The following is a 12,937-nucleotide window of genomic DNA, read 5'->3' as shown; positions in this document are numbered from 1 at the left end:
CAGGCCTCCTCCACCGAAGGGAACTCCCATGCTCCGCTCGCTCTTCTCCGGCATCAGCGGTCTGCGCAGTCACCAGACCATGCTCGACGTGACCGGCAACAACATCGCCAACGTCAACACCACGGGCTTCAAGTCCTCGCAGGTCCAGTTCCAGGACACGCTCAGCCAGGTGCTCCAGAACGGCGGCGCCGCGCAGGATGGCGCCGGTGGCACGAACCCCGCGCAGGTGGGCCTGGGCGTGCGCGTCGCGGGCATCACCACGAACTTCACGCAGGGCGCCTCGCAGTCCACCGGGCGCAGCACCGACATGATGATCCAGGGTGACGGCTTCTTCGTGGTCCGCAAGGGCGCCGAGACCTTCTACACCCGGGCCGGCAGCTTCGACTTCGACCCCACGGGGCAGATGGTGCTGCCGGGCGAGGGCGCCATCGTGCAGGGCTGGGCCGCCGTGAACGGCGTCATCGACACCAACAGCCCGCTGGTGGACCTCAAGGTCCCCGCCGGCACGGTGATGGCCGCCGTGCAGACCTCCAAGGCGGGCTTCGTGGGCAACCTGCCCGCCGACGCGGCGGACGGGACGGTGCTGAACCGCAGCATCTCGGCCTACGACTCCACAGGCGTCGAGCGCGAGATCCAGCTCACGTTCACGAAGTCGGCGGCCGGCTGGTCGCTGGACGCCACCGACGGCGCGGCCACCGCCACGCCGGGCGCCCTGACGTTCGCGGCGGACGGCTCGCTCACCACGCCCACCACGTTCAACCTCGGCGGGGTGGCTGTGGACCTGTCCACCATCACCGGCTTCGCGGGCATCGAGACGCTCAAGGCCGGCACGCAGGACGGCCAGGCGGCCGGCACCCTGCTGTCGTTCGCGCTGGGCGCCGACGGCACCATCACGGGCTCGTTCAGCAACGGGCTCAAGCAGGCCATCGGGCGCATCGCGCTGGGCAACTTCACCAACCCGGGCGGGTTGGAGAAGGCCGGAGGCTCGCTGTTCCGCACGGGCGTCAACTCCGGCGACGCGCAGATCGGCACCGCCGGCACCGGCGGGCGGGGCGGCCTCGCGGGCGGCTCCCTCGAGATGTCCAACGTGGACCTGTCCAGCGAGTTCACCTCGCTGATCATCGCCCAGCGTGGCTTCCAGGCGAACTCGCGGGTCATCACCACGTCGGACGAGGTGCTGCAGGAGCTCGTCAACCTCAAGCGCTGACGCGCCACCCGTCGGAGGACCGGGCCGTGTGACATCCACGTCGGCCCGGTCATCCGCGGGAAGCCTCATACCGGCCGCCCAGCGGCCGATCAGAACAGCACGGGGCCCACGGATGGGCTCGTCGGCCAGGACCAGGGACGGAACCGCTGTGATCGTCGTGACGCGCCTCAACGGGCACCAGTTCGGGGTGAACCCCGACCTGCTCCAACGCATCGACAGCGCGCCCGACACCATCCTCACGCTCATCGACGGGTCCAAGTACATCGTGGAGGAGTCGATGACGGAGGTCATCGCCTTGGTCCACGAGCACCGCGCCCAGTTGCTGGCACGCGCGCAAGAGATCCAGACCGCGCCCAAGCCGACGGTCGAGCTGGTCCGGGATGACGAGTCCCAGGACGACGCGCCCCTCGCGCGGCCGGTGCCCCTTCGACCCAGGAGTCGCTGATGGACCCCGCCGGCTTCATCGGGATCGTCGTCGCCTTCGGCGCCATCTTCGGCGCGCTCCTCATCGAGGGCGCGGACCCGATGTCCATCTTCCTGCCCGCCCCGCTGATGCTGGTGTGGCTCGGCACCATCGGCGTCGGCATCGCCGGCCACACCGTCAAGGACGTCATCGCGTCGTACGCGGCAGTGCCGCGCGCGTTCCTCAGCAAGGCGCCGGACCCGGGCGCGATGGTCGACACCGTCGTGGACCTCGCCGACCGGGCGCGCCGCGAGGGCCTGCTGGCCCTGGAGGACGCCGCGAAGGACATCGACGACGAGTACCTGCGCTCCGGGCTGCAGGCCGCGATCGACGGCACCGACCCGGAGGACCTGCGCATCATCCTCGAGGACCGGATCGCCACGAAGCGCACCCAGGACCGCGTGCACTCCAAGTACTTCCAGGACATGGGCGGCTACGCGCCCACCATCGGCATCATCGGCACGGTCATCTCGCTGGTGCACGTGCTCGAGAACCTGGCCGACCCGGCCTCGCTGGGACACTCGATCGCGGCGGCCTTCGTGGCGACGCTCTGGGGCATCCTCTCCGCGAACGCGGTGTGGCTGCCGATCGGCGTGCGCATCCGGCGCATCTCCGACCTGGAGTGCCTGCAGATGGAGGTCACCCTCGAAGGGCTGCTCGCGGTGCAGGCCGGAGCGAACCCGCGCCTGGTGGGCGAGCGCCTGCGCAGCCTGGTCCCGGCGGCGTCCGCCGCGAAGGCAGCGGCGTGAGCTCCGGGCGCGGACGCGGCGGCCGTCGTCGCGTGCAGCACGACGAGGAGCACGTCAACCACGAGCGCTGGCTGGTCAGCTACTCGGACATGATCACGGTGCTGATGGCGCTGTTCATCGTGCTGTTCGCGATCAGCCAGGTCGACCAGCAGAAGTACGTCGCGTTGCGCGACTCGCTCTCCGCCGGCTTCAACACGAACGCCGCTCCCTCAGTGCTGGACGGCAGCACGGGCACGCTCGACGGGGCCAGCATCGTGCCGGAGACCGCTCCGGCGTCGAGCACCGGCGGGATGGTGGACGCGGACGCGGGCCTCGGCACGCAGGGCTCCAACCCGTCCTCCGTCCCGGGGGAGACGGTCGATCCCGCGGTGCTGGAGGCGGCGCGCCGTGAGGCCGCGCACCTCGAGGGGGTGCGGGCCCAGCTCACGGCGTTGCTGGAGGCGAACGGGCTGAGCGACGCGGTGCGGTTCCGCATCAACGAGCGCGGGCTCGTGCTGGGCCTGGTGGCCGACGACGTGTTCTTCGCGGCGGCGAGCGCCGAGCTGACGCCCACCGCGCGGCAGGTGCTCGACGTGTCCGGGCCGACTCTCGTGGGCCTCGCCGAGTTGATCTCGGTGGAGGGGCATGCCAACAACATCCCGGTGTCGGGGCGGTACCCGACCAACTGGGAGCTGTCGTCCGACCGGGCCACGCAGGTGCTGCGGCACCTCGTCGAGGTGGACGGCGTGCAGGCCCAGCGGATCATGGCCGTCGGCTTCGGCGACGCCCGCCCACTCATCGACGGCGTCGGCGAGGACGCCATCGTCGCGAACCGCCGGGTCGACCTCGTCATCCTCAGCAGCGCGCCGGAGGCCGTGCGCGCGCTGGTGCCCACCCTGACCGGGACGGAGGGGTAGATCCCATGCCCATCGAGCAACGAGTCATCTCCGGCGGCAAGATCGGGGCGAAGAACGCCCAGCCTGGCGCCGCACTGAAGGCCGCCGACGAGCCGGTCGCGAAGAAGGGCGGCGGCAGGCGCAAGCTGCTGGTCATCGGCGCCGTGGTGCTGTTGCTGGTTCTCGGCGCAGCCGGCGCGTACCTGGGCGGGGTGTTCGACAAGGGCGCGTCCGCGTCGCCGTCCGCGCCGCCCGCGCCCGTGCCGGGCGAGGTGCTGGCGGTGGAGCCGGTGAGCCTCAACCTGGCCGGGGGCCACTACCTGCGCCTGGGGCTGGGCCTGCAGCTCACCACCGACGTGACCGAGGCGCCCGACCCATCGAAGGCGGTGGACGTGGCGATCGCCCTGTTCTCCGGCCGCACCATGGAGGAGGTCTCCGACCCGGCCACCCGGGACGCCCTCAAGGCGGAGCTCGCGGAGCAGCTCGCCGAGGTCTACGAGGGCGAGGTGATGGACGTCTACCTGACGAACTACGTCACCCAGTAGGACCCGGCAGACAGCCGGTGAAGTCGGGGCGCCATGGAGGGCGCCATACCGCTCCGCCCATCAGACGGCCCATGACGGGCCAGGCCGGAGAATCCGCGCGCGTCGCTTGCTCATGAATGCGCGCCGTCCGCCGATGAGTCGTGCGTGACCGTTGACGAGACCGTGCACGCTCCCGCTCGCACCGCGACGCGGCGCGCTCGACTGCAGGAGCCGGAGCCCTACGACTTCCGGCGGCCCATGACCATGGCGCGTGAGCACGGCCGCGTCCTGGAGATGGCGTTCGAGACGTTCGCCCGCCAGTGGGGCAACCAGCTCAGCGCCCGGCTGCGCGTGAGCGCCCAGGTCACCTTCGACGAGCTGACGCTGTGCTCCTACGACGAGTACGTGCGGGCCCTCCCGTCCACCACCGCGATGGTGCTGTGCGGTGTCGAGCAGTCCCGCCAGACGGCAGTGGTGCAGATCCCCGTGGGCGCCTTCATGGTGTGGATCGACTACCTGCTGGGCGGCGCCGGCAAGGGCGACGAGCGGGAGGGGCGCGAGCTCACCGAGATCGAGATGGTGCTGGTGCGCGAGCTGCTGCAGCTCGCGCTCGGCGACCTCGGCTACGCGTTCGCCGGCCTGCTGCCGCTGCACGTCACCGTGCGGTCGGTGCAGTACAACCCCCAGTTCGTGCAGGCCGTCGGCGCCACCGACCCGGTGCTCCAGGCCTCGTTCACGTTGCGCTCCGGCCAACGCGAGGACCACGCGACGTTGATGTTCCCCGCGGACCTGCTGCTGGCGGCGCTGCTGAGCGGGGAGGGCGCGGACTCGCGCTCCGCGGACGACAGGCGCGCGCAGGCGATCGCCGTGGAGGACCTCGAGCTGGCCGTCCAGCACGTGCCCGTGGACGTGGCGGTGCGCTTCACGCCGATGTCGGTGCGCCCCCCGCAGGTCATGAGCCTGGCGGTGGGCGACGTCCTGCCCTTGAACCACCCCTCGTCACGGCCGCTGGACGTGGTCGTCGACGGGGTTGTGCTCGCCCGAGCCGCCGCCGGGAACAACGGTTCCCGGCTCGCCTGCATGGTTGTCGACGTCGAGGAGAACCTCTGATGAACCCCGCCCTCCCGCTCACCGCCGGCTCGCTCACGGCCGCCGCGCTCGACGCGGCGGCGGCGGTGGCCCGACTGCTGCCGTCGACGGCGCCGCTCACCGCGACACCAGCGCCCGCCGGGGCGCGGCCCGGCCCGGACGACGTCGCAGTGGTGGCGTCCTTCGTCGGGTCGGTGAGCGCCGACCTGGTGATCATCGCCGAGGACGCCGTTCGGGAGGCGCTGCTCGCCGCCGCGGACGCCGGGGCGCCGGTCGCCCTGGCCGACGCGCTGCGCCCGGCGCTCGAGGCGGCCTGCGCCGAGCTGGGCGCGGGGGTGCTGGACGCTGCGACCACGGCGCCCGCGAGCCAGGCCGTGGCCTCCGACGCGCATCTGTTCGCCCTCACACATGAGGGCGTCACGCACGCCTGGTTCGCGCTGCGGGTGCGCGCCGAGCCGGTCCCCGCACGTGAGGCGGGCGTCCCGACGCAGCGCGCGGGCCTGCACGTGCTCTACGACGTGGAGATGACCCTCACCGCCGAGCTGGGCCGCACCCGGCTTCCGGTGCGCCAGGTGCTCGAGCTGACCCCCGGCGCCGTGCTCGAGCTGGACCGCACCGCCGGCAGCCCGGCGGACGTCATGGTCAACGGGCGCCTGATCGCGCGGGGCGAGGTCGTCGTGGTGGATGAGGAGTACGGCATCCGCATCACGCAGATCGTCGCGGGCTCGGACGGCCTCGCCTGATGGACGGGCCCGTCCTGGTGCTGCGCGTCGTCCTGGCCTTGGCCTGCGTGGTGGGGCTGATCTGGCTCGCCAGCCGCAAGCTCGGCGGCGCGCAGGGGCGGCGCAAGCTGACCGCGCCGGAGATGCAGGTCGTCTCGCGCCAGGTCTTCGGGCGGCACTCGGGCGTGGCCGTGCTCGCCGTGGGCAACCGCCGGCTGTTGCTCGGGTACGGCGAGCAGCAGGTCACGATGCTCACCGAGCTGGCGCCGGTGGCGGACACCGCGCCGCATCTGGTGAGCGCGCACGGCCATGCCGTGGCCGACACCGCGTCGGGGCCGCTCGGCGCGCGCCGGGCGGGCCAGGCGCCGGTGCTGGCCGCTGTGCCCTCGCCGCCCTCGCCCTCCTCGCCGCGACCCGACCTGGACATCGACGCGGTCCTCGCACAGGCGCGGGTCGACGCGGGCAGGCCGGCGCCCTCGGCGGACCGTGCCGGCGCGGGTGATCGCGCCGTCGGCGAGCAGGCGGCGGTCGATCTGGTCGCGAAGGGCCCCCTCGACGGGTCGATCCTCTCGCCGGCGACGTGGCGCCGTGCCGTCAACGTGCTCCAAGACCGCACGGTGCGCCGATGACGTCGACGGCCACGGTGACGACGGCGCCCGCGCGGCGCGGCCTGGGGCGCGTGCTCGCGCTCGCCGCGCTGCTCGCCGGGCTCGTCGTCGTGCTGCTGGTCGTGGGTGGCGGCTCCGCGCACGCCGCCCCGCTGGACCCCCTGGACCCGACGGCGCCCGCGGCGCCCGGCGATCCGGGCGCGGGGGACACCGTCTCGGTGTCGGTCAACGGGGTCAACGGCACCCCGAGCAGCTCCATCGTGGTGCTGCTCGCGATCACGCTGCTGTCCGTGGCGCCGTCGCTGCTGCTGATGATGACCAGCTTCACCAAGATCCTGGTGGTGCTTTCCCTGACCCGCAACGCCCTCGGCCTGCAGGGTGTGCCGCCCAACCAGGTGCTCGCGGGCCTGGCGCTGTTCCTCAGCCTGTTCGTGATGGCGCCGGTGATCGGCGACGTCAACGACGTGGGCGTGCAGCCCTACCTGGCGGGGGAGTTGACGTTCTCCCAGGCCGTGGACGTGGGATCGGACCCGCTGCGCGAGTTCATGCTGGCGCACACCCGCGAGGCGGACCTGGCGCTGGTCACCCGCGCCGCGGACCAGCCCAACCCCGAGGACCCGGCCTCGGTGTCGATGCTCACCCTGATCCCGGCGTTCATGCTCTCCGAGCTGCGGGCCGCGTTCATCATCGGCTTCGTCATCTTCGTGCCGTTCCTGGTGATCGACCTGGTGGTCTCCGCGTCGCTGATGTCGATGGGCATGATGATGCTGCCGCCGATCATGGTGTCGCTGCCCTTCAAGCTGCTGCTCTTCGTGCTCGTCGACGGGTGGGGCCTGATCCTCACCGCGCTGATCGGCTCCTATGCGGGCGGTGGTTGACGGTGGACACCAATGCCGTCCTGGACATCGGCCTGGACGCCCTGATCCTCGCGGCGAAGCTGGCCGCGCCCGTGCTGGTCACGGCGCTGGTGGTCGGCTTCGTGGTGTCCCTGCTGCAGTCGGTGACCCAGATCCAGGAGGTCACGCTCAGCTTCGTGCCGAAGGCCGTGGCCGCCGCTGTGGCGCTACTGGTCTCGGGGCACTGGATGATCTCCGAGCTCGTCACGTTCACGCATGAGCTGTTCAGCCGCATCCCCCAGCTGTTGGGCGGCTGAGCGCGGTGGGCCCACTGACCGTCACGTTGCCGCTGGCGATGGTGGAGCTGGTGATGCTGGCCGGCGTGCGCGTCGCCGCGTTCCTGGTCATCGCGCCGCCGTTCGCGAACAGCTCCGTGCCGGGCCGGGTCAAGGCGATGCTGGCGGTGGGCCTGGCGCTCGCGATGAGCCCGCGGCTGGAGCCGGCGGACGGGACGCTGGGCACGGGGCTGAGCACTGCGGGCTTCGTGGGGGCCCTGTTCATGCAGGTGCTGATCGGCGGCGCCTTGGGCTTCCTGGTGGCGCTCGTGTTCGCCGCGGTGCAGGGCGCCGGCACGTTCATCGACCTGTTCGGCGGCTTCCAGATGGCCGCTGCCTTCGACCCGATGAGCATGACCAGCGGCGCGCAGTTCGCCCGGCTGTACCAGTTCACCGCCGTGGTGCTCCTGTTCGCCTCGGACGGCCACCAGATGCTGATCGCGGGCCTGGCGCGCACCTTCGACGCGCTGCCGATCGGCGCGGCCCTGGACCTCAGCCGGCTGGGCAGCACGCTGGTGGACGGCACCGGGCAGATGTTCGTGGCGGCCCTGCAGATCGCCGGCCCGCTCATCGTGGTCCTGTTCCTCACCGACGTCGGGCTCGGCCTGCTCACCCGGGTCTCCCCGGCGATGAACGCGTTCGCGCTGGGCTTCCCGCTGAAGATCTTGATGACCCTCACCTTCGCCACGTTCGCGTACCTCGCGATGCCCGGCGTGATCGACGGCCTGCTGGGCACCGCTGTCGAGGCTCTGCTGGGGGTGGTCCGATGAGCAACGACGGCCAGGAGCGCAGCGAGAAGGCCACCCCGCAGCGGATGAAGGAGGTCCGCCGCAAGGGCGAGCTCGCGCGCTCGCAGGACCTCTCCGCCTGGATCGGCCTCGGCGCGGCGGCGATCATGCTGCCGACGGTGATCGGCGCTGCTGGCGAGGCCGCGAAGTCGCAGCTCGCCGCCGTCCGCGACATCGCCTCGAATCCGCGCGAGGGCGCGGTGACGGCGGTGCTCGACCAGGGCTTCGGCTCGCTGCTGCCCACCCTCGCGCCCATGTTCGCCGTGGTCGTGCTGGTCACCGTGGCGGTGGCCGCGGCCCAGGGCGGCGTGCACTTCAAGAAGCTCAAGCTCAACGTCAAGCAGCTCAACGTGTTCGCCGGGATCAAGCGCCTGTTCAGCGGCCAGACCTGGTGGCAGGGGGCCAAGACGCTGCTCAAGACGGGTGTCGTGGCCGGGGCGCTGTACCTGGGCGTCCAGTCGCTGGTGCCGCTGCTGATGGGCTCGGGCCGCCTGACCCTCGCGCAGCTCATCGGCGCGGCGTCCTCCGGCGCCACGATGCTGCTGCGGCTGGGGATCGTCGCGGGCGTGCTGCTCGCCGTGGCCGACGTCGCGGTGGTCATGCGCCGCAACCGGAAGAAGACCCGCATGACCATGCGCGAGGTCAAGGACGAGCACAAGCGCACCGAGGGCGACCCGATGCTCAAGGGCGCGATCCGGTCCAAGCAGATGGCCATGAGCCGCAACCGCATGATGGCCGCGGTGGCCGATGCGGACGTCGTCCTGGTCAACCCCACGCACGTGGCCGTCGCGCTCGTCTACAAGCCGGGCTCGGGGGCGCCGCGCGTGGTGGCCAAGGGCGCCGGCGCCGTGGCCACACGCATCCGCGAGGAGGCCGTTGCCCAGCACGTCCCCATGGTCGAGGACATCCCACTGGCCCGCGCGCTGCACGGCGCCTGCGAGCTGGGCGAGGAGGTCCCCGAGTACCTGTTCACCGCCGTCGCCCGTGTGCTGGCCTTCGTCATGACACTGCGCCGCCGTGGCGCCGCGACAGGCAAGCACCGGGTGCCGGGCGTCGCGCCCGAGCTGCCCGACGCCCCGGAGCGCCGTGGCCGCCGCCGACGGGCGGTCGCGGCATGAGCCCCTTGTCCCCCAGCACGCCAGGAAGGCCCGCCCATGAAGAACCGCCCGATCGCCCAGCTCGCGGTCCCCGTCGGAGTCGTGGGGATCGTGCTGCTGCTCGTCGTGCCGCTGCCCCCCGGGCTGCTCGACGTGCTGCTCGCCGTCAACATCACGGCCTCGCTGGCGATCCTGCTGACCAGCATGTACGTGCAGCGACCCCTGGACTTCTCGATCTTCCCGTCGCTGATCCTGGTGTTCACGCTGTTCCGGCTCGGCCTCAACGTCGCCTCGACGCGCCTTGTGCTGCGGGACGGCTACGCGGGCCAGGTGATCGACGCCTTCGGGCACTTCGTGGTGGGCGGCTCGCTCGTCATCGGGCTGGTGATCTTCCTGATCCTGGTGGTCATCCAGTTCGTCGTGATCACCAACGGCGCCGGGCGCGTCGCCGAGGTCGGGGCGCGCTTCACCCTCGACGCGATGCCCGGCAAGCAGATGGCCATCGACGCGGACCTCAACTCAGGCCTCATCACCGAGGACCAGGCCCGCAAGCGCCGTGCCGACGTGGCAGCCGAGGCCGACTTCTACGGCGCGATGGACGGCGGCTCGAAGTTCGTCAAGGGCGACGCGATCGCCGGCATCATCATCACGGTCATCAACCTGGTCGGCGGATTCGTCATCGGCATGATGCAGATGGGGATGACGGCGGGGGAGTCGCTTGAGCGGTTCAGCCTGCTGACCATCGGCGACGGCCTCGTCACCCAGATCCCCGCACTGCTGCTCTCGGTGTCCACGGGCATCGTCGTCACGCGCGCCACGGCCGAGGGCGACATGGGCACCGCCGCGGCCAAGCAGCTCATGCAGTCCCGCTCGGCGCTCGCCATCGCGGGCTGCGGCGCCATCGCGCTGGCCATGCTGCCGGGCATGCCCAAGCCGCCGTTCCTCATCGTGGGCGCCGCGCTGCTGATCGCCGCGCAGCGGATCAAGGCCACCGAGGACCGTGACGCGCAGGCCGCGAAGTCCGCCGCCGACGCGGAGGCCACGCCCACCGCCGGCGACACCCCCGAGCAGCTCATCGAGCAGATGCGGGTGCACACGCTGGAGATCCTGCTCGCCCCCGACCTGGTGGACCTGGTCGGCGCGGGCCCGGACCGGGACCTGCTCACCCGCGTGCGCGGGCTGCGCCGCAAGATCGCGATGGACCTGGGCATCGTGGTGCCGCCCGTGCGCACCCGCGACTCCGTGGACCTGCCGCGCTCCACCTACGTGGTGCGGATCTCCGGGGTGGAGGTCGGCCGCGGCGAGGCGCCCGCCGGCCGGCTGCTCGCGCTCGGCGACGACCTCGCGGCGCTGCCCGGGCAGGCCGTCGTGGAGCCCGTCTTCGGGCTGCCGGGCAAGTGGGTGCCCACGGAGCTGCGGCACGCCGCCGAGCTCTCCGGCGCCACGGTCGTGGACCGGGTCTCGGTGCTGATCACGCACCTCGGCTCGATCATCGCCCAGAACGCGCCGCGCCTGCTGGGCCGCGAGGACGTGCGCGTGCTCACCGAGGGCGTCAAGCAGGTCAACCCGTCGGTGGTCGAGGAGCTGGTCCCGGGGCTGCTGAGCCTCGGCGAGGTGCAGCGCGTGCTGCAGGGGCTCCTCGCCGAGGAGGTCGCCATCCGCGACCTGTCGCGGATCTACGAGGCGCTGACCCTGCGCGCGAAGACGGGCACCGACCTGGAGGGGCTCGTCGAGGCGTCCCGCGCCGCGCTCGGCCCCGCGCTGAGCGCCCAGCACACCCACGAGGGCGTGCTGCGGGTCGTCACGCTCGACCCGGCCCTCGAGCAGGGACTCGTCGAGCAGATCCGCCCGTCGGACGCCGGCTCCCAGCTCCTCGTGGAGCCTGAGCGCCTGGAGTCGATCCTCACGCAGTTGCGCACCGTCGTGGGCACGGCAGAGGCCGCGGGCTACCCCGTGGTGCTGGTGTGCGCCCCGGCGCTGCGTCCTGCCCTGCGCCGCCTGGTGTTGCTCGGCCAGACGCGCACCGCTGTGCTGTCCTACTCCGAGGTCACAGGCGCCGGAGTCAAGATCGAGACCGTCGGGGTGGTGAGCGGTGTCCACACGATTGCTGCTTGAGGGGACTGACCTGCCCGAGCTCATGGCGCATGTGCGCGCCGAATTCGGCAGCTCGGCGCGGATCGTGCGCGCCGAGCGCGTGCGCAGCGGCGGGTTCGCGGGCTTCTTCGCCCGGCAGCGCTATGAGCTGACCGTGGACGTCGCGGACGAGCCGCACACCCGCCCGCGTGCGATGCGCCAGCATCCGGCGCCGTCGGGGCTCGAGGCCCTGCTCGCCGCCGCGGACGCGGCGGAGATCGACGCGGCCCCCGGACAGGAGCTGGCGCCTGTCGCCGGCCAGGGCCTCTCCGCGCCGCCCGCCGCCGACACCGGCCCGCGCATGTCCACCGGCGAGGACGCCTTCGCCTCGGTGCTGGACCAGGTGCGCGCCATGGCGGGCGGCGCGGCGGTCGCCGCCGTCGAGGTGCCGGCCCCCACCGCGCGCACCTTCGAGCCCCTGGTGCCGGCCACCGCGTCGCCGTCCAGAGGTGGCGTGGGCCGCGAGGCGCTGCGCGACCTGGGCGTGCCCGAGCACTACCTGGCCCGGCTCCCCGGCAGCGGCCCGGTGCTGCTGTCCACGGTGCTGGAGGCGCTGCCCGCCGTCCCGCGCCTGCCGCGCACGGGAGGCGCGGTGGTCGTGGTGGTCGGCCCGGCCGGGGAGGCGCTCGCAGTCGGCGCCCAGCTCGCCGAGCGGCTCGGCCAGCCCACGTCAGCCGTGTTGCTGGCCGGCCGGGGTGAGGCGGCCTCGGGGCACGGACGCCGCGTGACGACTGCCGTGGCCGCCCGGCGGTGGCGCGCGCAGCCCGACGCGGACAGCCAGGTCGCCGTCGTGGCCCTCGGGGTCGGGCCCGACGCGGCCTCTCGCGCCGAGGCGGCGGAGCTGCTCGAGGCCTTCGCCCCGGACCAGGTCTGGGGCGTCGTGGACGCGCACAGCAAGCTGCGCGACTGCGCGCGCTGGCTCGCCGAGACCGGCGCCCGGCGGGGGATCGACGTGTTGGCCGTGCGCGGGGTCTTCGAGACCACGCAACCGGGCACGGTGCTCGACCTCGGCGTGCCCGTCGCCTGGATCGACGGCCTGCCCGCGACCCGGGTGGCCTGGGCGGCGGCGCTGAGCGACCGCCTGGGAGCCGGCGCGCGATGGGACTGACGCGCCGTGCCGACGCGCCGCAAGGGCGACGAGGTCGGGCGCGGGTAGGCTGACCGGATGTTGGTCCTGAGCCGTCGCGTCGGCGAACGCCTCGTGATCGGCGACAACATCGTCCTGACGGTCATCGAGGTCCGCAGCGACGGGGTCCGCCTGGGCATCGACGCCCCGCGTGACGTGCGCATCCACCGCGCGGAGATCCTCGAGGCCGTGAAGGCCGCCAACGTGGAGGCCAGCGCCGTCGACGACGACGCCGTCGACGCCCTCCGCGAGCTGGTGACCCGCCCGCGCCCTGCCGCCACCGTCGTCGTGGATCCCGCGCCAGGAAACGCTGAGCAGCGCTGACCGCCCGTCCGCGCGCAGGTCAGCGTGCGGGCCAGCCCACCGGGATCACCCGGTGACGCCT

At 72.7% G+C, this 12,937-nt stretch carries 15 protein-coding genes; all 15 read left to right on the top strand.

All coding sequences use genetic code 11. The features are described from left to right. Positions 1-28 precede the first annotated feature (28 nt). Complete coding sequence (locus BN3788_RS10185; RefSeq protein WP_066585325.1) at positions 29-1,207, top strand: flagellar hook protein FlgE; 1,179 nt, start codon at positions 29-31, stop codon at positions 1,205-1,207. 148 nt (positions 1,208-1,355) lie between these two features. After that, positions 1,356-1,652 carry a flagellar FlbD family protein gene (locus BN3788_RS10180; protein ID WP_066585316.1) on the top strand — a complete coding sequence of 99 codons (297 nt, stop codon included), beginning with the start codon at positions 1,356-1,358 and terminating at the stop codon, positions 1,650-1,652. Then, positions 1,652-2,419, top strand: coding sequence for a motility protein A (locus BN3788_RS10175; RefSeq protein WP_066585313.1), 768 nt, complete (start codon positions 1,652-1,654; stop codon positions 2,417-2,419). The genes BN3788_RS10180 and BN3788_RS10175 overlap by 1 nt, the downstream gene beginning before the upstream one ends. Continuing rightward, positions 2,416-3,315, top strand: coding sequence for a flagellar motor protein MotB (locus tag BN3788_RS10170; RefSeq protein ID WP_066585310.1), 900 nt, complete (start codon positions 2,416-2,418; stop codon positions 3,313-3,315). Before BN3788_RS10175 ends, BN3788_RS10170 begins: the two co-directional genes overlap by 4 nt. 5 nt (positions 3,316-3,320) lie before the next feature. Continuing rightward, positions 3,321-3,839, top strand: coding sequence for a flagellar basal body-associated FliL family protein (locus tag BN3788_RS10165; protein WP_066585305.1), 519 nt, complete (start codon positions 3,321-3,323; stop codon positions 3,837-3,839). Between the two features lie 144 nt (positions 3,840-3,983). Beyond that, positions 3,984-4,928 (top strand): flagellar motor switch protein FliM, encoded by a 945-nt coding sequence (locus BN3788_RS10160; RefSeq protein ID WP_066585300.1) that lies wholly within the window; start codon positions 3,984-3,986, stop codon positions 4,926-4,928. Continuing rightward, a complete protein-coding gene (gene fliN / locus BN3788_RS10155; protein WP_066585299.1) occupies positions 4,928-5,650 on the top strand; it encodes a flagellar motor switch protein FliN in 723 nt (240 codons plus the stop codon). Before BN3788_RS10160 ends, fliN begins: the two co-directional genes overlap by 1 nt. Then, positions 5,650-6,258: a flagellar biosynthetic protein FliO gene (locus BN3788_RS10150; RefSeq protein WP_066585298.1), complete on the top strand. Its 609-nt coding sequence runs from the start codon at positions 5,650-5,652 to the stop codon at positions 6,256-6,258. The genes fliN and BN3788_RS10150 overlap by 1 nt, the downstream gene beginning before the upstream one ends. Next, positions 6,255-7,115, top strand: coding sequence for a flagellar type III secretion system pore protein FliP (fliP, locus tag BN3788_RS10145; RefSeq protein ID WP_066585297.1), 861 nt, complete (start codon positions 6,255-6,257; stop codon positions 7,113-7,115). Before BN3788_RS10150 ends, fliP begins: the two co-directional genes overlap by 4 nt. 2 nt (positions 7,116-7,117) lie before the next feature. Next, complete coding sequence (fliQ, locus tag BN3788_RS10140) at positions 7,118-7,390, top strand: flagellar biosynthesis protein FliQ (RefSeq protein ID WP_066585296.1); 273 nt, start codon at positions 7,118-7,120, stop codon at positions 7,388-7,390. Between the two features lie 5 nt (positions 7,391-7,395). Next, a complete protein-coding gene (locus BN3788_RS10135) occupies positions 7,396-8,178 on the top strand; it encodes a flagellar biosynthetic protein FliR (protein ID WP_234346596.1) in 783 nt (260 codons plus the stop codon). Next, a complete protein-coding gene (locus tag BN3788_RS10130; RefSeq protein ID WP_066585291.1) occupies positions 8,175-9,314 on the top strand; it encodes an EscU/YscU/HrcU family type III secretion system export apparatus switch protein in 1,140 nt (379 codons plus the stop codon). Before BN3788_RS10135 ends, BN3788_RS10130 begins: the two co-directional genes overlap by 4 nt. Positions 9,315-9,350: 36 nt before the next feature. After that, positions 9,351-11,408 (top strand): flagellar biosynthesis protein FlhA, encoded by a 2,058-nt coding sequence (locus BN3788_RS10125; RefSeq protein ID WP_066585289.1) that lies wholly within the window; start codon positions 9,351-9,353, stop codon positions 11,406-11,408. Further along, the gene (locus tag BN3788_RS10120) at positions 11,386-12,534 is read left to right on the top strand and encodes a hypothetical protein (protein WP_147525104.1); all 1,149 of its coding nucleotides are present in this window, start codon (positions 11,386-11,388) and stop codon (positions 12,532-12,534) included. The genes BN3788_RS10125 and BN3788_RS10120 overlap by 23 nt, the downstream gene beginning before the upstream one ends. A gap of 57 nt (positions 12,535-12,591) precedes the next feature. Further along, positions 12,592-12,876 (top strand): carbon storage regulator CsrA, encoded by a 285-nt coding sequence (csrA, locus tag BN3788_RS10115; protein ID WP_066585286.1) that lies wholly within the window; start codon positions 12,592-12,594, stop codon positions 12,874-12,876. The last annotated feature ends 61 nt before the right edge of the window (positions 12,877-12,937 follow it).

The sequence above is a fragment of the Cellulomonas timonensis genome, from assembly GCF_900046455.1.
In the GTDB taxonomy this organism is placed as follows: Bacteria; Actinomycetota; Actinomycetes; order Actinomycetales; family Cellulomonadaceae; genus Cellulomonas_A; species Cellulomonas_A timonensis.
Note: the sequence above shows the minus strand (reverse complement) of the source record. Positions and strands in the feature narration are given on the sequence as shown.